Annotated in this window: 18 protein-coding genes and 1 pseudogene; 9 read left to right on the forward strand and 10 right to left on the reverse strand. The window is 28.6% G+C overall.

Annotated features, from left to right (window positions below; genetic code table 11):
• Nucleotides 1-262: 262 nt before the first annotated feature.
• The 6 genes and pseudogenes from KFW21_01940 to KFW21_01965 all read right to left on the reverse strand — a co-directional run bounded on the left by KFW21_01940 (nucleotide 263) and on the right by KFW21_01965 (nucleotide 5,549).
• Nucleotides 263-903 (reverse strand): annotated as a pseudogene (locus tag KFW21_01940) (acylneuraminate cytidylyltransferase family protein).
• An 8-nt stretch (nucleotides 904-911) separates the two neighbouring features.
• Nucleotides 912-1,787, reverse strand: a complete 876-nt coding sequence (locus tag KFW21_01945; protein ID MDK2818192.1) for a hypothetical protein — start codon at nucleotides 1,785-1,787, stop codon at nucleotides 912-914.
• 187 nt (nucleotides 1,788-1,974) lie between these two features.
• Nucleotides 1,975-2,583 carry a hypothetical protein gene (locus KFW21_01950; protein MDK2818193.1) on the reverse strand — a complete coding sequence of 203 codons (609 nt, stop codon included), beginning with the start codon at nucleotides 2,581-2,583 and terminating at the stop codon, nucleotides 1,975-1,977.
• A 95-nt stretch (nucleotides 2,584-2,678) separates the two neighbouring features.
• Nucleotides 2,679-3,443, reverse strand: a complete 765-nt coding sequence (locus tag KFW21_01955) for a substrate-binding domain-containing protein (GenBank protein ID MDK2818194.1) — start codon at nucleotides 3,441-3,443, stop codon at nucleotides 2,679-2,681.
• A gap of 145 nt (nucleotides 3,444-3,588) precedes the next feature.
• Nucleotides 3,589-5,082, reverse strand: coding sequence for an ATP phosphoribosyltransferase regulatory subunit (locus KFW21_01960; protein MDK2818195.1), 1,494 nt, complete (start codon nucleotides 5,080-5,082; stop codon nucleotides 3,589-3,591).
• Between the two features lie 23 nt (nucleotides 5,083-5,105).
• Complete coding sequence (locus KFW21_01965; GenBank protein MDK2818196.1) at nucleotides 5,106-5,549, reverse strand: NfeD family protein; 444 nt, start codon at nucleotides 5,547-5,549, stop codon at nucleotides 5,106-5,108.
• A gap of 255 nt (nucleotides 5,550-5,804) precedes the next feature.
• Here KFW21_01965 and KFW21_01970 point away from each other — a divergent pair, with 255 nt between their 5' ends.
• Nucleotides 5,805-6,173, forward strand: coding sequence for a hypothetical protein (locus KFW21_01970; protein ID MDK2818197.1), 369 nt, complete (start codon nucleotides 5,805-5,807; stop codon nucleotides 6,171-6,173).
• A 67-nt stretch (nucleotides 6,174-6,240) separates the two neighbouring features.
• Here KFW21_01970 and KFW21_01975 read toward each other — a convergent pair whose 3' ends face one another.
• Nucleotides 6,241-8,733, reverse strand: coding sequence for a hypothetical protein (locus KFW21_01975; GenBank protein ID MDK2818198.1), 2,493 nt, complete (start codon nucleotides 8,731-8,733; stop codon nucleotides 6,241-6,243).
• Nucleotides 8,734-8,761: 28 nt separating this feature from the next.
• Nucleotides 8,762-9,667: a tRNA pseudouridine(55) synthase TruB gene (gene truB / locus KFW21_01980; protein MDK2818199.1), complete on the reverse strand. Its 906-nt coding sequence runs from the start codon at nucleotides 9,665-9,667 to the stop codon at nucleotides 8,762-8,764.
• Nucleotides 9,668-9,862: 195 nt separating this feature from the next.
• Between truB and KFW21_01985 the strand changes: the two genes are divergently transcribed.
• From KFW21_01985 to KFW21_01995, 3 genes are read left to right on the forward strand one after another with little or no spacing between them, the layout of a single operon-like run.
• Entirely contained in the window at nucleotides 9,863-10,582 is a 720-nt protein-coding gene (locus tag KFW21_01985; protein MDK2818200.1) for a lytic transglycosylase domain-containing protein, read from the forward strand.
• A gap of 24 nt (nucleotides 10,583-10,606) precedes the next feature.
• Entirely contained in the window at nucleotides 10,607-11,203 is a 597-nt protein-coding gene (locus tag KFW21_01990) for a hypothetical protein (GenBank protein MDK2818201.1), read from the forward strand.
• A gap of 35 nt (nucleotides 11,204-11,238) precedes the next feature.
• Nucleotides 11,239-12,612: an aldehyde dehydrogenase family protein gene (locus KFW21_01995; protein MDK2818202.1), complete on the forward strand. Its 1,374-nt coding sequence runs from the start codon at nucleotides 11,239-11,241 to the stop codon at nucleotides 12,610-12,612.
• Between the two features lie 126 nt (nucleotides 12,613-12,738).
• On the opposite strand, the gene KFW21_02000 is transcribed toward KFW21_01995, so the two are convergent.
• Nucleotides 12,739-14,316, reverse strand: coding sequence for a hypothetical protein (locus KFW21_02000; protein MDK2818203.1), 1,578 nt, complete (start codon nucleotides 14,314-14,316; stop codon nucleotides 12,739-12,741).
• A 129-nt stretch (nucleotides 14,317-14,445) separates the two neighbouring features.
• On the opposite strand from KFW21_02000, the gene KFW21_02005 reads away from it, so the two are divergent.
• Nucleotides 14,446-14,799 (forward strand): hypothetical protein, encoded by a 354-nt coding sequence (locus KFW21_02005; protein MDK2818204.1) that lies wholly within the window; start codon nucleotides 14,446-14,448, stop codon nucleotides 14,797-14,799.
• On the opposite strand, the gene KFW21_02010 is transcribed toward KFW21_02005, so the two are convergent.
• Nucleotides 14,796-15,236 carry a hypothetical protein gene (locus KFW21_02010; protein ID MDK2818205.1) on the reverse strand — a complete coding sequence of 147 codons (441 nt, stop codon included), beginning with the start codon at nucleotides 15,234-15,236 and terminating at the stop codon, nucleotides 14,796-14,798. The genes KFW21_02005 and KFW21_02010 overlap by 4 nt on opposite strands.
• Before the next feature lie 192 nt (nucleotides 15,237-15,428).
• Between KFW21_02010 and KFW21_02015 the strand changes: the two genes are divergently transcribed.
• The 4 genes from KFW21_02015 to KFW21_02030 all read left to right on the forward strand — a co-directional run bounded on the left by KFW21_02015 (nucleotide 15,429) and on the right by KFW21_02030 (nucleotide 17,148).
• Nucleotides 15,429-15,731 carry a hypothetical protein gene (locus KFW21_02015; protein MDK2818206.1) on the forward strand — a complete coding sequence of 101 codons (303 nt, stop codon included), beginning with the start codon at nucleotides 15,429-15,431 and terminating at the stop codon, nucleotides 15,729-15,731.
• 200 nt (nucleotides 15,732-15,931) lie between these two features.
• Nucleotides 15,932-16,282, forward strand: a complete 351-nt coding sequence (locus KFW21_02020; protein ID MDK2818207.1) for a hypothetical protein — start codon at nucleotides 15,932-15,934, stop codon at nucleotides 16,280-16,282.
• Between the two features lie 71 nt (nucleotides 16,283-16,353).
• The gene (locus KFW21_02025; protein ID MDK2818208.1) at nucleotides 16,354-16,749 is read left to right on the forward strand and encodes a hypothetical protein; all 396 of its coding nucleotides are present in this window, start codon (nucleotides 16,354-16,356) and stop codon (nucleotides 16,747-16,749) included.
• A gap of 24 nt (nucleotides 16,750-16,773) precedes the next feature.
• Nucleotides 16,774-17,148 carry a hypothetical protein gene (locus KFW21_02030; GenBank protein MDK2818209.1) on the forward strand — a complete coding sequence of 125 codons (375 nt, stop codon included), beginning with the start codon at nucleotides 16,774-16,776 and terminating at the stop codon, nucleotides 17,146-17,148.
• Nucleotides 17,149-17,181: the final 33 nt, after the last annotated feature.

The raw sequence follows: 17,181 nt of genomic DNA on the forward strand, positions 1-17,181 counted from the left end.
ACACTTTTGTGAACTCTACCCAATATACTCTCATTATTAATGAAGTATTTAATAATATCGCTCACTCAATGTTAGTTAGTATAACTCATTCAATTTCGTTTGTCAACCCTTTTCTAAAATAAATTTTATTTATTTTAGAAAAGGTGAATTCAAAACTGTATGATCACCAACTTAGTAATAAGTATATATTATAACGATCGCTCTTGTCAAGCTTTTTTTGAAATATATACGAATTATTTTTTGAACAGATGTAAATTCTATTTTAGAATTTTTTATATATATCATCAATATCAATAGCTGATTTTTTATCAATTTCAAAAAGATAAGGGCTTAAGCCTAAAAAATATTGTTGATCCAACATTAATTGTCGAGATGCTATATTTACTCCATTGGTAATGATATACCAGTTAGGTAAATTTTGAGATATTATATGATTTTCCATGGTATAATTCAATGGTTGATTTCCATCCCATATATATTCTTGTATCCTATTAACAGTAGCCAAAGAATCAAAATTAGTACTTCTACACACAATATCTATATATGTTTTTATAGTTTTTGTATACATTTCTTCATTAATTAATGGACAATACAAGGAGACCATATAATATGATCACCTTCAATGGCTTCCACAATATTAACAACAACCTCATTAAAAGAATAAGTTTTTTCATCAGCATACTCTACTAATCGTTTATGTGTTACTACACCTTCTGATTTTGCCATATCTAACATTAGATCACAATCTGAAGAAACTACAATAGAATTGATTAATGAAACTTGTTTTAACTGACGAATCTTATGGATGAGTAAATTGCTTTTTCCAAAAGGCAAAATATTTTTGTTTTTAATTCGTTGAGAACCTGCTCTCACTGGAATAATTGCTGTATATGTTTCTTTCATTTTATTTACTACCTCTTATCTAATATTTTACGATATATTTTTCGTATAATATAGTACACTTTATTTAAAACTGGTATATACTTCAACTTTTTAAGAGGATATATAATAATACCTATGATATTTTTATATAGTGTATATAATAAAAAAATATAAATATTAATATTCTGCTCATTTAACTTCAAATAGTCATCCAATATTTTTATATTCCTAAAGGCATCCTTATCTATTTTATTTTGAATCTTCTGACAGACAAGATTTTTTATAGGAATATAAGGATTATTATTTTGTAATGGTGCTAATGGTATCATTGTTGATAACACAGAGTTTTCAATAATAGAATAAAGATTAATCCCTGATAAAGAATTTATAAATTTAATTATAGCTTTATCAAAATTCAAATCGTGATAGAAATCAAATTCAATTTGATTCATAGGATTTTGAGGATCTTCGTAAGCGTATATCCATTTGTCTGTACTTTGAAATTCTATCCCTGTTAAATAAATTTCATTATAACCACAATAAACTGCGTTAATCAATGCACCTGTTCCTGAATTATACCATATATCTCTATCTCCAAAATGTTCTTTTCGATATTTTGTGATAAATTCAGATAATTCTTCTTTACTTGAATCATCTACCTCTATATAATACTTAGTATATAATTTTGAGATTATATTATTTCCTATCAATCCAGTACAGTAAACTTTATTTAATTGATAAAAACCATATGTTTCATAGGCTTTTGCTAATAAAAAAGTATCATATCTTTTTCCTCCGCCAATCATCAGGTAATCTACTTTTTTACCAAGATAATACTTGTCTTCTAACATAAAACGATTGCATCTAAAAACATCCCAATGCTCTGGCAGTCTTCTATAATCAATTTGAGCTAATGAAGGACCATTACCAGCAACAACAAAATTTTTTTTTCATAAAAACACCTATCATTTATTCATTTAATTTTTCTACTACATTATTTTTTTGAACATAACGAATATCATTTTAAAACATAGTTTATTGATTACAAAATCATTTTAAGTATCTATAGTACTGTCAAACTGAGCTGACACCTTATTGAAATAAAGCGTCGTTTTTCTTTTGAAGTTCAATGCCTTCTGATGTTTTCGTTACAATGTTTGTTTCTTGTAATATTTTTTCCAATACAACTACATTAGCATAATCTAAGGAAAAAGTGTCTGGAGTCATCTTTATAAACATATTGTCTGTATCTAATTCTGGAAAAACAAAGAATAGAAAATGATTACTTGAATCACTTGATCCAAAACGAAGAGTCAAATTAGGATTGTACACAGTTTTCTTTAAAAAATTGTTATCAACAACTGCATAAATAGGAAAAGTAGCTATATCTTTTGCATATTCTACTTTATTATTGATAGCAATTGTTCGCCATTCTTTATATTTTTTTATCGCAGCTAATACTTCAACTCTGTTTTCTTTTGAAAACAAAGCAGCATATTCTACCATCAGTGGTGCAAAATAAATAGCTCCAAAGATTTCCCCATCTTCTCCTACGACACCATTTATCTGTAGTTTAATCTCTGATGTCATTTTAAATATTGTATTATAGTGGTACGCTTTTAGATTTGTTAAGATAATCTCTTGTGAATACATAGGTGTTATTATTAAGAGCATAAATACCATTTTTATTATATTTTTCATTTCCTACCCCAAATTTTAATTCTCGTTAATAAATATTTGAAATTATTATAACATATACAAATAAAAAAGACTATATCTCTATAGTCTTTCTTACTTTAAAATATTTCTAACCAAGAGAATAAATTCCATTGTTTTTGCCAACCATTTTTTTTAAAAATAGCTTGAGCTTCTTTGCTATCCAAAAAATCATAAAATCCTTTAGAATCTTGATTTGTTAATCCCTTTTCTGTAAATGCTATACTTGTAGCACGATATATCCTGTATTCAGATTCTATTTCTACCATATCGGTAACATCTTGGGTTCTATCATACCAATGATTCCATATAATCCACGCATCAATGGTAGGTGTATTTTTCCATTCAGCAACAGCAATAGCACTATTTTTAGCAATAAATACCATGTTCTCACGAAAAATATTTATTTTATTAATATCTTTTGTTCTTCCTACAATATCTTCCCACAAACCTACTTGCCCCGCTCCTTGTACAACCATAATGTTCATGCCTTTTTGAAAAAGAGATTTCATGCCTTTAATATTTTTAGGATTACCCTTTCTAACAAGAATAACAGATGGTCTCAAATAAAGAGCTTTACTATTTTTAAGATTAAATTGAGAAGTGAAATCATCTAGCATAATTTCAGATCCTGAAAATACTAGATCTCCTTGAGATTGAGCATTAGTAGCCCACTTGTCTGTAGGACCAGCGATAATATTGACTTTAACTCCTGTTTTTATAGTATATAATTTAGCTACAGCCACCATTGCTGGAGCAGGACCTCCTGGACCAAACACATTCACTTCTGCCATTATATTTGTAGACACACCAAACATCATTATAAATAAAATATATAATTTCATAAAATTCTCCTTTGTATTACATTTCATTATAACTATAGTAATAAAAAATATTTTTGATATAAGATTAATTGACCAAATATTATATACACTCTGAATATGCTCCGAAAAAAAATATAGTTTGTTACAGTTTATCTCATCAAAGATTCTAATAAAGCTCAAAAGTTTTTAAATCGAATTCTATCTCTGTACCTGTTTTCATACTTTTACGCTTCATAATACCCTTTTTCAATTCAGGTTCACCACAGATCCATACATATTTAACATTAGATCTATTTGCATATTGAAGTTGTTTACCAAGATTCATAGTCATATCAGGATAAATTTCAACGCTATATTTTTTTGACTTGGAGTGACCAAGAAAATTTAATAAATCTGGTTCAAAATCAAAATTACCATCTTTTTCTTTGTCGAAGAAAGGGTTTTTTTCTAACAAGCTTGTTACTTTAGTAATAGAATCTTTCATCAGGTCTTTGTTATTGGCGTGGGATATCACAATATTTTCTAACATTCCTACACAATCTAAAAACACATTCTCCATTTCTTTAAGATGATCGGAGACTGTATGAAACATAGATAAGGGCAACTCAGCATCAATAGCTATCATATGTCTTTCTACTACAAGATCTTCATCTGATAACAATTTGTGTCCTCTCAAGAAGGATTCAAAAGTTACATCTCCTATAGCAAAACCAACTCCAGAAACTTCACTATTTTTATGAAAAATACCCACTAGATCGTCGTAACGACCTCCTCCAAATAATGCTCTTGGATTTTCAGGATTTTTGTCATAAGCTTCGAAAACTAATCCTGTATAATAAGCCAAACCCCTTACAATAGAAAAATCATAACGAAGTGGATTTTGAGTTTTGAATATTTTAGCACCTAGTTCTAAAATTTCTTTCAGTTCTTTTGCCCCTTCAGAATCAGGGACTAAATTCGAAGCCTCTTCAAAATTCATAGCAAAAACTTTATGAATTTTATCCACATAATTTTCATCAAATCCTTCTGCCATAAATAATTCAGCAAATTTCTCGTTGCTTATTTTATCTTTTTTATCTATTATTTTTGAAATAGCAAGCAATTTAAACTCTGGTATACCAATAAAATCCATCAACACATCTTTCAAAAATTGTCTATGATTGATCTTTATCTCATACATATCTGTTGTTGCTTCAAAAATACTAAAAATTGAATGCGCTACCCTTAATAATTCAAAATCAGCAAAAGAACCTTTTGCTCCTATCAAATCAACATTCACTTGATAAAATTCACGAAGTCTACCTTTTTGAGGTCTTTCATAACGCATGAAATTTTCTATAGAAAACCAGCGTTGAATACTAGACATTTCACCTATTTTAGCCGCATACATACGAGCAACAGTGGGGGTTAATTCAGGGCGAATTGCAACCTTTCTATCACCCTTATCAGTAAAAACATACAATTGCTGTTCTGCGATTTCTTCTCCACTTTTTGCCGCAAAAATATCAAAACTTTCTAATAAAGGACCTGATATTTTTTCATAAGAAAAACTTGATACTGCTTCTTCTATTAAAGAAAACATATATGATCTAAATCTCATATCTTGAGGGTAAAAATCTCTTGTTCCTGTATAAGAATTTGTAGGTAATTTTTGACTCATTCTTCTCTCTCTTCTTAATCTATTTATTTTACAATTAATTTAACAAAAACAGTAATACCTTCTATATAAATAACATGTACCAACTGTCCTTTTTCTATAATAATATCATCAATGCTACGCGCAGGAAAAGTATCACTAGCATTTTTTATTCTACCCTGTTCACTTGAATTATTAATAGTTTCTACTACTCTTAGTTTTTTTCCTATCAGAGCATCTTTTCCATTTTTGTAACCCACATCTTTTTGACTAGTAACAAATATTGGTCTAATTAATGCTATAGAACCTATAGATAGTATAAAAAAAAATATTCCTTGTACCACTATATTATCAATAAATAACGATGTAAATCCTATTAATAACGCAACAATTGCTGGAAAAATAAAAATTGTTGCGGGAGTAATAAGCTCTAAGAAAAAAAGTGCCCCAGCAATAGTCCACCAAAATATATATAATGTATTACTATCCATTTAAATCTCCTACCCATTATTTATATACTTAATAATCTTATGATTTGTATATTCTTTGCTTTTTTATTTTATTTGATTATATTCTATTATAATATGGAGGTGTTTTATGATTAAAAAAAATATTTCTATGTTAATTGTGTTGATTCTATTTTTGTTTGTATGTAATTTGTATATAAACAATATTGAAGGAGGCGAAAAACCTATAATGCCTTCTGAACCCCATGTTATACCAAAAAACTATTAAGAGGTTATCATATGAAATATATATTATTACTGTTAATAATATCAGGAAACATATGGGGAGTAGCTTCTAACCAAAAGATATACATTCCTATTGCTAGTGGAGAAAACATAGAAAATACTCTTGATTCAAATACTTCTACATCAACATCAAATTCTTTTTACATACAAGAGATAACAGCTGTACGAGCAGGACATATTCCCCAAGGTTCTCAACAAGATATAGCTGTATTTAATAAAGAACATAACTACAGATCTAGACCTTTCAGTAATAAAACCAACTCTTATTGGTTAGACCCTAATTTTCAATTTGGGCCAGGATCTGTTAATGATTTTGGTGGCAATCCTAATGCTGAACAAATGCTACAGCCTTATATTTTTTGATTATCATTACTTAGAAATAGCTAAAATCTCTTAACATTTTAAGAAACTTTTTTGAAATATCAGTATATTACTTAGATAAAGGTTTTTTCATAATCCATACAACAAGAGCAAAAATAATAGCCAACACAATTAATATTCTTGAATATAGTAATCCTTCTACAGGTCTGTTATAAAAAATTTCTACTTGCTTCGTTCCTGCTGGAAGATACATATATTGTTGAATACCATTTGCCTTATAGATATTTAGTGATTCGTTATCAGCTTTTGCCACCCATCCCTCATCAAATAAATCTCCAAAATAAAGTACTGTATCTTCTGTTACATTAACATCCAAGACATAATAATTATACTCAACCCTATCTGGTTCTATTACTAAAGGAGCTTGAATATTTTGATCTTCTAGTATTCCTACTCCAAAATCTTCTATAGGAAGAACAAAGTTTTCTATATCTTGAAGTGAATCTGAAAGATATTTGGGTAAAAACAAATCATATACAAGTTTGACATTATATATTAGTGCAAAGCGAGGTAATTTGTGTTTTAGTTCATAAATGGCCACAGATTGACCATAACTACCCCTAACATTTGTGATAAAAGTTGTATCTTTTTGTATTTGATTTTCAAATATTTTTTCATTGTCTACACCGACTAATAAATATTTAACATTACCTATATACCATAGTCTTTTATTCATTTCCCAGATATCATCATAACTTTGATAATTAGAAATACTCTCAAAAGCACTTTTGAAGAAATTTACATAATTATCATCCAAACGAGATACAGGAATCCGTCCAAACATATTGATATCATAGTAGGGAAAAGCAAAAGTTAGATCATTATTATTAAGAGGATACAGAACTTGCTCCACTACAGACCCCATAGGATTTGGTGAACCTGTTAAATTCGGTAAAAATAAAGAACCTGAAGCTCTATAGGCTTGCGTAAGATTATCTTCTAAAAATACAATCAACTCTGTTCTTGGATATGCTTCTTCCAAATTCACATAAGTTCTTTCTATATAAAAGCGATTTGATACATAAAGATTTTGCATAGCAAGTAAAATTATTACTATAGGGAAAAATTTAATAAATTTAGGTTTGACAAATAAAAAGCTGATTAATCCTGTAATAAAAACAAATAAAGAAGCCATACTTAATATAGAATTAACTCTTCCTGTTAAAGCAGCGTCTATCATTGCTCTATTTTCACGCCCTAATATTTTTCTTATCGTAGTAGCATCACCACCATCTGTGAAAAACAACAATACAAACCACAAAACAGCAATTACAGCTATAGAACCTAGAATAATACGGAAGTTTTTTTTAATTTTTTCTTGATTGGATTCTAATAATTCTTGTACAGAATCTAATCCAATCGCTGCAACAATACTCCAAGAAAGTCCTGTAATACTAAGAAACTTTGCTGGTATTCTTAATTTGTCCATTCCTGGAAGATTGTACCATAACCAAAAGAAAGCTTGTCCTGGAAAATATTTACCAAAAGATAATAACAAAGCTATTAACCCTGCAATAGTAAAAAATCTAAGACCTTTTTTCTGAGATTTCCAAGATAAAGCCACAGCACAAATCATAAAGAACATCAAGAAAAATCCTAAAGAATCTGAATTGCCAGACATTGGTTTATCTCCAATATAAGGAAATTCAGATTCTGTAGAACTTAGTCCATGATATCCAAAAGCAAAACTGTCCAGTAACTCTGAAGGAGGGAAAGACCAAGCCGTAGAAAATTCCCAAGACCCTTGCGTTGACAAAAATTCAGAATTAGCCCAAAATTTGATTGTTGATAGAAAAACACCCAGACCTACAATCACTATAATTAATAAATAAAGAATTTTGTTTTTGAATACTTTTGCGGTGATAAACTCTTGTGGTTTGGAAAAAAGAGCATTAAAAGAAATAGCTTTAGTTTGAACTAAGAGGTATATTGCCCAAGAAACTCCTAGCACAGTTCCATAAATACCTCGTTGTGGTTCACCTATCATCATCCAAGCCCAAAAAATACCACCCCAGAGCCCTGCAAGAATTTTAAAAACTTTAGAATCACTTTGTCCATCTAATAAAACGCTAATACACAATAAAAAAGCGGGAGTCATAGGAATAGCTTCTAAAGCCAACACATGCCCACTATATACCAAAGAAAGAACATGAGGTAAAAAAGTATAAGAAATAGATCCAAACATAGATCCAAGAGCAGAAACACCTAAGCGTTTGATCAATTTAAAAGTAACAAAACCAGAAAGCATCAATGCCAATACATAAACACCTATTACTTTTTCACTGCCTGTTAATTCTAATATCGTGTTATAAAAATCTGGATTAGGAACATTAAAAATAAAACCTATCCAGTAATTTGAAATAAAATGATATCCTTGTCCTGACAATAAAGAACGCACAATCACAGCTCTCATAGAAATATTATCATCCAAACCTTGTAAAATCATTCCTGATAAACTTTCTCTAAACAAAAATCCTATCATCGTTATTAAAATTCCACTAAGTACTATATAACACTTAGTATTAGTATTCAATTTGAACATAATTTTTCCTTGTTTGTTTTATTAATTATTATTTCTCTTCTATTTCTGTATTTTTGTACAAATGCATGAGATTTTTTTTGTAAGTAAGTTTTCTATCTTTATGTTCCAACAAAGCAACAATACGACCCGCATACATCAATCTATATATTCCATCTTTAGACGGATATTTGCATAGCTCTCTTACAAGTGGTTTTCCATGAAGTAAGTATTCTTTATCTCCTTCCCACTCTATTACAGGTAGAAATGCTAAAGCTTCTTCTGGAGAAATAAATTTTTCTTGCCATTTTGTTGCAATATCATCAAATTCAATCGTATCTTTGATATCAATCCCACCTGAAGATACTCTATGAAGAGATATTAAATGTCCCCCCGTCTGAAGCATTGTTGCTAAATCTTTACCGAGAGATCTGATATAAGTACCAGAGCCACAATGAATTCTTGCTTTGATAATATGTTTTTCTGCATCATAAGAGACTCTATCCCACATATAAACAATCACTTCTCTAGGTTTTAGAAGAATTTGTTTGCCTTTTCGAGCAAGATCATAAGCTCGTTGACCATCAATTTTTAGAGCAGAATATTGAGGAGGAATTTGAGAGATAGTACCAGTTAGTGATTCTATATGTGTTTTTATTTCTTCCAAAGAAATATCTTTTATAGGAAGAGTTTCTGTTATTTGTCCTTCTTTGTCATCAGTATCTGTAACAGATCCTAGTTGAATTTCTGTTTCATAAATCTTCACAGAATTCAATAACACATCAAAAAAAGCTGTTGCTTCATTGAACAAAATCGGCAACACTCCTGTAGCCATAGGGTCTAATGTTCCACCGTGTCCTATTTTTTTGATTCCTGTTTCGCGTTTGATTTGACGAACAACATCAAAAGAAGTCATCCCAGCAGGCTTATTCACACCTAAAATACCAATATTACTCATTTTACCTACAAATTATTATTATCTCGTATAACTATATTAAAATTATAATAAGATAATAAGTATACAGAGTTTTATAAAAAAACTCAAGAGATAAACAGATTGATAAACAATCCAGTATAATCCCACATATTTATTTTTGTGTTTTTTGATAAATAATGTTATACTAAAAATCATATCTCAATAAAAGAAGGTTTTATGCCAGCAAGTCATATTATTTCTAGAATACAATCTATAGAAAATCGTATCGTGGAAATTCAAAAAACAGGTCAAGCGTCTCCTAAAAAAACAGCCACTAAAATTGCGGAAGCTCGTCCTAATGGAGATACTTTTTCTGAAATTTTGAATGAAGTCATGCGATCTAAAAATAATTCACCATTAGATGTTATCAATGAAGGTAATGATATTCTTCCTAGCACATTACTTGGAAATCGTACTGACTCATTAATGCAATTGTACCAAGAATCTGGGATTATGCCTACTTCAAAACCAAAATCTATTATAGGTAATGAAATTCAATCAACAAATCCAAAAACATGGGATAATATTATAGAAAATGCAGCATCTGTTTATAAGGTAGATTCACGATTAATACATGCTGTTATACAGGCAGAATCAGCATATAATATTAATGCTGTTTCTCGTGTTGGAGCTGAAGGTTTGATGCAATTAATGCCTTATACAGCAAAACGAATGGGAGTAACAGATTCTTTTGATCCTGAACAAAACATCTACGGAGGGGCAAAAGTTCTTAAAGAAATGCTTACTCGTTATGATGGAGATCTTGTAAAATCATTAGCAGCTTATAATGCAGGACCAGATGCTGTTGACAAAGCTAATGGAATACCAAATTATAAAGAAACACAGGAATATGTCCCCCGTGTTTTGAATTATTATTATAATTTAAAACATAACTAAGTCTAACAAATAACGAGGAATATTATGGGTCAGTGGATAAAAGTTGCAATGTTATTACTTATTAACATTGCTATTGCAGGGTCAATGCTTTATTTTTTAGATTATATGAGAGTTATTAACTATTCAAGTATTGTCAGCCAAATTACCAAGCAAAAAATTTCTGCGCCTATACGCGTTGAAGATATTCTTTTATTAGAAAAAGAAGAACTCAACAAAAAATGGGAATTATTAACTATTAAAGAAGTTGAGTTATCTAATCAAGATCAAACAATTATTGCTAGTAATCTTAGTTTGGAAACAGAAAAGACAAAACTTCAAGATGAAAGAGAAGCCTTCTTAAATGAACAAGTATTAGTCAAAATACAAAAAGAAGAAGCAAATACTTATGATTTAAAAATTGCTGATGTTGCTACACAAATTTCAGGAATGCCTCCTCAGACTGCTGCAGAATTATTGAATTTGCAAGAAGATCTTCAAGTAGTTGATGTATTTAAAAAAATGGATGAACTAGCTATTGCTAATGGTCAAGCTTCTACCGTTCCTTTTTTGTTGACTCTACTCGATAGAGAAAAAGCTGCTCGTGTACAAACCTTTATGCTTGCTAGTCCAAATGATTTATAAATATTAAAATATAACACAATATATAGGAGTCTGGTATGTCATTAATCAAAAAGATTAGAGATTCTCAGTTTCAAACCTTTCAAACAGGACAAACAAAATCTTGGGAATTCCGAAAAACTCAATTAAAAAAATTGAAAAGTTTACTTATCCAACATCATGATGAAATTATTTTAGCATTAGCAAATGATCTCGGTAAAAGTGAATTTGAATCCATATCAGCTGAAATTCTTCTAATATTAGAAGAATTAAATATTTTTCTAAAACATGGTCAAGAGTGGAGTAAAACAAAAAAAGTTGCTCGAAACACGATTACATTAGATGGTCAAGGGGAAATCGTAATAAATCCCTTTGGTCTAGCATTAATCATTTCTCCTTGGAATTACCCTCTTCAATTAAGTTTAGTACCACTTGTAGCTGCTATAGGAGCTGGTAATTGTGTTATGTTAAAACCATCCCGAGATACTCCACACACATCTGCTATCATGGCAAAAATAATCAACAACAATTTTGATTCTTCTTATATTTCAGTTGTGTACGATGAAGTTAATACTCAAGAATTGCTTGAATTAGAATTCGATAAAATTTTCTTCACAGGTTCTCCTAAAGTTGGAACAATTGTTATGGAAAAAGCTGCTCAAAACCTTACAGATGTAACACTTGAGTTAGGCGGAAAATCACCGGCTATTATTGATAATCTTTCTACAACTAATTTGAAAAAAAGTTTGAAGCGTATTATTTGGGGTAAATTTCTTAATAGTGGACAAACATGTATTTGTCCAGACTATATTCTCTTGAATAAAGAATTGGAATCAACAGTCGCAAAATTACTGCCAGAAATCATGAAAGATTTTATTGCAGAAAAACCTCAATGTAAAATTATCAATAAAAAAAATTATGATAGAATGATGCATTATCTCAAAGATTGTGAAATAATATTTGGTGGAAAATCTTCAGAAGAAAATTTATCCATGGAATTAACTTTTGTCAAACCATCAAGTTTAGATGTTCCAGTAATGCAAGAAGAAATTTTTGGGCCTATTTTGCCTATTATTACATATACAGATATAAAAGATGCTCGCCGTCTTATTAACAAAATTTGCCCTTATCCATTGGCTATGTATATTTTTTCTGATAATAAAGAATTTACTAGTTACTTTTTAAATAACATTTCCTTTGGTGGTGCTTGTGTTAATGATACTATCTCCCATATTTTAGTACATGATTTACCATTTGGTGGTGTTAGAACAAGTGGAATAGGTTCTTATCATGGAAAATATGGTTTCTTATGTTTTTCTAGACAAACATCTATTTTTAGAAAAGGATTTGTATTTGAGCTACCATTCAGATACCCACCTTATTCTAAAAATTTGACTATGATCAAAAAAATTCTCAAAAAAGCTATGAAATAATATACAACACTCATCTTATTTCTATAGAAAAAATTATATTTAAAATAAAAGTCCCTCTCTAGTATAAAAACTAAGAGGGACTTTTATTTTTTTTAATTATAAACATATGTATGTGTAGTCTTAATATTATAGTTTCCAGGAAGAGACTGCATCTTTTCGAATGAATATTTTTCCTTCTCCATTATTAGTTCTATCTTCTTCTAAAATACTCCTATTACTATCTTCAATAAAATGATAATTTTCATTAATAAATGTCATAAATTTCATATCACTATTAAGTTGATGATCAAAAGTGAATTTTCTAATTATTAACACCTCAGGAAGATACTCGTAGACTTTATCTTGAAAACTTTGATCTAGAAAATGATAAAAATTATAATAAACATGTTTCCATCGTGTAGAATAAGTATATCCAGTCCATTGACTTAACATTACTGTAGGAGTCTTTGTTGGATTATTTATAGTGAGTTGTTTGAGTTGTTCAAAAAATTCTATTTTAAAACTAGTAACAAAATAACGAATAGGCATATTGATCGTTGTCATAAAAACGGCTAGTATCATCAAATACAAATAAGTTTTTTTTAATACAGGATACGAAGACAAAGTGTTCCATATCAATGGTATTGATAAAATAATAAAAGGAATTATATAGATATTATAAGAAGGATAAACTCTTATCAAACCTATTCGCGAAAGAATACACAAAACAGTAGTGAGCGTAAGTACTTTTTCTTGAGAAGATATTTTAGAAAGTTGCTTTTTATACAAAATTATTACCCAAGCTATAAACGGCATATAAATTATTAGATGTGCGGTAAATGAGTCTAAGTAGTTTAAACCTAGCACAATATTTCCACCTAACATACTCCATATCCCTAGGAATATTTTGTGTATCATACTTAAATCTCTAGGTTCTCCAAAAGTGTAAGCTCTTGAAGAATAGATACTCGTAGGGAAAGTAAAATTCCAATAAAACCAATCTGAGAAAGAGTTAGTACAATACAAATAAATCACAAAAGGAAGTAAGGCTAATAAAAAACCAATAAAAGCAATAATTCCTTTTTGAATAATATTCATAAAAATTTTATCTTTTTGATATTGTATTAATGCTAAAATAGGAATTATCAATACTAAAAAAGCATAAGGAGAAGAAATACTAAAACTAAAACCTAAAATCACCCCATAAATCATATAATAAAAAAGAGAGTTTTTGTGATATGTATTCATAATCACTAGAATCAATAAAAGATGCCCAAAAAGAGCAATTTGAGGTTGATTAATAAAATAAGAATGGGGTGGATACGCTATAAAAATTAAATATAAAAAAGAAGCACCTAATGATAATTTTTTATTATAAATAGGAAGTAAAATATGATAAATCATAATAGCCACTACAAAATACCATAGACTAAGAAAAATTGCTTGCCAAACAAAGAAAAATTCCATTGAAGAAAATAACAAAGCATAAGGAAAATAAATAATATAATAAAAAAAGAAGAAAAATCCTATATTCTTTGTATCAATAACATCTCTATAAAGAACGCCTCCACTAAACATGTTTTGAGCAATTTCAATATAAATATAAAGATCACCTATCCAGTTCATGTGTATTTGATTGAACAAAATAAAAGAAAAATAATATAAAACACTTAAAAACAAGATGATATAAGGATGGTTAATACAGAATTTTTGTATCTTTTGCATAAAGAGCTCCGATTTAATAATGAAGTATTGTAATATATTATATTTTATCTACGATCCTACAGATTTAAAATGTGTGAAAAAATTCCTTAATCACAAAACTACGAGTATCTTAAATTAAGGAGACCTATAGTGAAAAAATACCAAGTATTATTATTTCTTGTATTATATTTTGTATTATTGAATAATTGTACTTCCAATAATAATTCGTTTTTATCTAATATTCAAGGTTCTTATTCTTTAAACGAAGATCCTTATATTATTTTATTAATTTATCAAGATGGAAATATGTTCACTAATAATAACTTCATTTTCAAATTTGAAAAATCTATTGATAATTATTCTGCTATTTATCAAAACATAATAACATATAATTATTATCCTGTAAGATTATGTAATCAAAATTTATTAATGGGAGAAAATTATTTTTCTGAAAATCAAGTGCTTTTTAAAAATATGACACTTTTTGGATTTAAACAAAATTAATTTTTTGTAAAATTTCTTGCAATTTCATCCATATCAGAAACTAATGCTCGTTGTTGGGCTATTTTATATTTTTTTAATTCATTATTTTTTAAAATTTCTATAGATTTTTTATCTTTTACAAGTTTATTATATTTTATTCTTTCTTTTTCCATTTTTTTAAATTTTTCTTCAATTTGAGGATCTAAGGATCTAGTCAATTGATTGACCTGAACTTGAAGATGATCTAAATTTCTCAATGATTGTATAGATACTTCTTTTGTTTTCATTTCAGAGTATATAATTTCACGAGACAGAATCACTTTTTGAATATTATCATCTTTTCTTAACAATAATTGTTGATATTCAGAAGCTGCTTTTGTTAAGATATTTTTTTGTTCTAATTCTAGTTTTTCTCTTATATCTAAAATTTTTTGTAATTTAAAATTGAATTTACGCATAAAACATTTTACAAAAAAAACATAATAATATCAATCTTTTCACATATTAATGTGTATATTATAAATAACGGAGGTAAAAAAAATTCTACTTAGTCTATAATACTATAATTATTAAATTAAAAAATATTACTGTAACTATTGACTTATTGCAACATTGTATGTTACAATAAATCCTGTAAGGAATTATACTAAATGAAAAAATTACTAATTTTTGTTTTATCTGTATATCTATTGTTTCCAATATTTGTCTATAATATAAAAGATGTTTCCCGTGTTCATGTAATGAAATTTACTGGTTCTTTTGATATTGTATACCAAGATGTCAAACAACTTTCCAATGATCTAACAGTTATTCAAAATATTATCTTTGATAATGACTTTCATTTAAACAATCCAAATTTCTCTGACGAATTAAAAACATTCAAAAAAAATACCTATCATTCTAATGTGTCATATCTGGCACATTCACCTCGAGCTCCTCCTATTATTATATAAATTAATATTGTAAGTATATTACAAGTATTATATATATCATATTAGTGGAGTTTCTCATGAAAGAACTAAAAGAACACAAAGAATTTATTATTAAAACATCTATTGTTTTTAGTATTTTTGTAGGTGGCTTAGTCATTCTCAAAATTATTGAAGAAATATTCGATGTATTATTTGATATTATTGGTTTCTAAAGTAATATAATGCATACTTTTTTATTCTTACTTATTCTGTTTTCAACAACTTTTCTATGCTCTTCAAATATTTGGAGTGATGATATTTGGTTCATATTCCCTTCTAAGGGGCAACCTGTTTCAGGGATCATAGATATAAAAATTTATCCGCCACAGTCATCTGTATCTATTAATATTTGGATAGAGCATGATCAAACAGACTCTATAGTTTGGATGGGAACAGTAAGCTCAGAAAATAATTACACTATATCTGTAGATACAAAAAGATTCAAACCTGGTAAATACAAAATCGAAGCTCTCTATTATTTATATGGAAAAGATTACGATGGCGATATTGATATTTGGGTTAATGGACCATAGTACTTATCTTCTATAAGAATAAACACTTTTCTTATTACTATGAACTAAATATAAAAATTAAGGAAAAAATTATGAAAAATCTAAACAATCTTAAAAAAACAATCTTACTTGGAGCTCTTTTAATCTCTTCTACTACCGTATTTGCTGATGATATTTGGTTCATCTCTCCTCAGCCGGGTCAACCTATCCAAGGTAATGTTCAAATCAAAATTCAACCACCTTACGGAAATAATATTCCTGTAAATGTTTGGATGGAATACGATATGGGTAGAGAACATATTGTTTGGCAAGGTCAATTAACTCCTCAGAATAGTTATACTGCTACTGTTGATATTTCCAAATTTAAACCTGGTAAATATAAAATCGAAGCTCAATATTTCATTCAAGGTCGTGATTTTGATGGTGATGTTGAAGTTTGGATTGGTGGTAATACTGATCCTAATGGTCAATATTACCCTCAACAATAAATAATATAAATTAAGGGAATAATTATGAAAAATATACACAAAATATTTTTATTTGGAGCTATTTTACTCTCTTCAAACCGTTTATTTGCTGATGACATTTGGTTTATTTCTCCTCAACAAGGACTCTCTATCCAAGGACCATTAACTATTCAAGTTGCACCACCATATAATGGTAAAGCTACTGTTCATGTTAAAATAGAACACGGTAATGGTTGGGAAAGAACAATATGGAGAGGTAAATTAACTCCTAAGAATAATTATACCACCATAGTAGATACTTCTAAATTCAGACCAGGACCTTATGAATTAAAGGCCAAATATTGGATCTGGGCAGAAGATTTTGATGGTGATATTGAATTTTGGATTGGAGATCCTCAAGGTCAATACTATCCTCAATAAGAATTATCATTAATTAAAACAAATATTAGAAAA

This window comes from Spirochaetota bacterium (assembly GCA_030154445.1).
Lineage (GTDB): Bacteria > Spirochaetota > Brevinematia > Brevinematales > Brevinemataceae > Brevinema_A.

Bases quoted from the DNA above. Each gene is read 5' to 3' on its own strand.
- KFW21_01950 (MDK2818193.1), bottom strand. From the start codon at position 2,583: ATGAAAAATATAATAAAAATGGTATTTATGCTCTTAATAATAACACCT.
- KFW21_01955 (MDK2818194.1), bottom strand. From the start codon at position 3,443: ATGAAATTATATATTTTATTTATAATGATGTTTGGTGTGTCTACAAAT.
- KFW21_01960 (MDK2818195.1), bottom strand. From the start codon at position 5,082: ATGAGTCAAAAATTACCTACAAATTCTTATACAGGAACAAGAGATTTT.
- KFW21_01965 (MDK2818196.1), bottom strand. From the start codon at position 5,549: ATGGATAGTAATACATTATATATATTTTGGTGGACTATTGCTGGGGCA.
- KFW21_01970 (MDK2818197.1), top strand. From the start codon at position 5,805: ATGAAATATATATTATTACTGTTAATAATATCAGGAAACATATGGGGA.
- KFW21_01975 (MDK2818198.1), bottom strand. From the start codon at position 8,733: ATGTTCAAATTGAATACTAATACTAAGTGTTATATAGTACTTAGTGGA.
- truB (MDK2818199.1), bottom strand. From the start codon at position 9,667: ATGAGTAATATTGGTATTTTAGGTGTGAATAAGCCTGCTGGGATGACT.
- KFW21_01985 (MDK2818200.1), top strand. From the start codon at position 9,863: ATGCCAGCAAGTCATATTATTTCTAGAATACAATCTATAGAAAATCGT.
- KFW21_01990 (MDK2818201.1), top strand. From the start codon at position 10,607: ATGGGTCAGTGGATAAAAGTTGCAATGTTATTACTTATTAACATTGCT.
- KFW21_01995 (MDK2818202.1), top strand. From the start codon at position 11,239: ATGTCATTAATCAAAAAGATTAGAGATTCTCAGTTTCAAACCTTTCAA.
- KFW21_02000 (MDK2818203.1), bottom strand. From the start codon at position 14,316: ATGCAAAAGATACAAAAATTCTGTATTAACCATCCTTATATCATCTTG.
- KFW21_02010 (MDK2818205.1), bottom strand. From the start codon at position 15,236: ATGCGTAAATTCAATTTTAAATTACAAAAAATTTTAGATATAAGAGAA.
- KFW21_02015 (MDK2818206.1), top strand. From the start codon at position 15,429: ATGAAAAAATTACTAATTTTTGTTTTATCTGTATATCTATTGTTTCCA.
- KFW21_02020 (MDK2818207.1), top strand. From the start codon at position 15,932: ATGCATACTTTTTTATTCTTACTTATTCTGTTTTCAACAACTTTTCTA.
- KFW21_02025 (MDK2818208.1), top strand. From the start codon at position 16,354: ATGAAAAATCTAAACAATCTTAAAAAAACAATCTTACTTGGAGCTCTT.
- KFW21_02030 (MDK2818209.1), top strand. From the start codon at position 16,774: ATGAAAAATATACACAAAATATTTTTATTTGGAGCTATTTTACTCTCT.